Annotated in this window: 1 protein-coding gene and 1 pseudogene; both read left to right on the top strand. The window is 70.6% G+C overall.

From position 1 onward, the window contains the following. On the top strand, positions 1 to 745 hold a 745-nt coding region (locus tag ABZ904_RS51255), incomplete at its 5' end, for an ATP-binding SpoIIE family protein phosphatase (RefSeq protein ID WP_361831224.1). Between the two features lie 345 nt (positions 746 to 1,090). Continuing rightward, positions 1,091 to 1,200, top strand: a pseudogene (locus ABZ904_RS51250) (NADPH-dependent F420 reductase); the annotation flags it as partial. Positions 1,201 to 1,437: the final 237 nt, after the last annotated feature.

Raw genomic sequence — 1,437 nt, 5'->3', positions numbered from 1 at the left:
CATGTCGCGGGCCGGCCACCCACCGCCCGCGATCATCGACCCGCACGGCCACGTCACCTTCCCCGACCTGCCCACCGGAGCACCGCTCGGCCTCGCACTGGGCCCCTTCGAGTCCGCAACTTTCGAACTTGCCGAAGGAAGCGTGCTCGCCCTCTACACCGACGGTCTGATCGAGGCCCGCGACCAGGACATCAGCGCCGGCATGGCCCGTTTGCGCGCGGCCCTCGCACGGCCCCACCTCACACTGGACGATCTGTGCTCGTCCACGGTGGACACACTGCGGGCCAAGCCGCCGAGCGACGATGTCACTCTGCTCCTCGCACAGACCCGCTCGCTGAGCGCAGACCAGGTCGCCTCCTGGCAGTTCCCCAGCGACCCCGCCGTCGCCGGCCGTGCCCGAACTCTCGCTACCCGGCAGCTGACCCAGTGGGGACTGGAACACCTATCCGAGCCCACAGAGCTGATCGTCAGCGAACTGGTCACCAACGCCATCATCCACGGCAACGGCGACTGCGACAGCGACAGCGACCGCACGATCGGCCTACGCCTCATCCGGCACGAGATGCTGACCTGCGAAGTCTCCGACGCCGGCCACAGCCACCCCCTCCTGCGACACCCCCGCACCACCGACGAACACGGCCGCGGCCTCTTCCTCGTCACCCAACTGTCCCGCCGATGGGGAACCCGCCACATCCCGGACGGCAAACTCACCTGGGCTGATCAGCAACTGCCGGCCAGTGCGTGAAACCACTCGGCGCCACCCGAGCGGATCGCGGGCGCCCCCTCGACAAGACGCTGGACCTCTTCGATGCCGTGTGGGGCCGGACCCGGTGACCTTCCGGGGTCCTCGCGTAGTCATCGACAACGCGACGATCCTGCCCAAGCCCGTCTCTACAATCCCTGTGATGCTGGGCGGCGGTGGCAGCAACCTCGGCCGCGGCACCAGTTCCAAGGCCGTACAGCGCATTGCCAAGCGCGCAGACGGCTGACTGCCGGTACTTGCCACACCCGGGCCGGCCGGAGCCGCAGAACTGCGCGCAAGCTGGGACAGTATCCGGGAAATGGCTTCTGAGTACGGCCGGGACACGCGGACGTGATGGCTCTCGGTGATTCCCGGCGGACACCGACATCGTGCAGGCACTGGCCGGCCGTGTCCCCGGCATGCGCCGGGTGTACGCCGGACGGTTGCGCAACGTACACCCCGCACCCGGCCCAGGGCCCGCACCCGTGCCTCGCCGGCCCCGGCAGGGAACGGCCCGGCGGGCCCGGGGGCGCGCGGCGCCGTCGCCCCCCGTTCCTCAGGCGGGCCGCGCCTTCGTCACGAAACCCACCGGTTCTCGGAGATCCGGGCCGGGACGCGCGCCCCCTCGCGCTGCAGCACGATCAACGCCATGTCGTCGGCGAGCGGCCCGCCCGTATGGGCCCGCAGGTCCGCGC

The sequence above is a fragment of the Streptomyces sp. NPDC046900 genome (assembly GCF_040644975.1).
GTDB lineage: Bacteria > Actinomycetota > Actinomycetes > Streptomycetales > Streptomycetaceae > Streptomyces.
The sequence above is the reverse complement of the archived record's forward strand: the minus strand, read 5'-3'. Positions and strand labels throughout refer to the sequence as shown.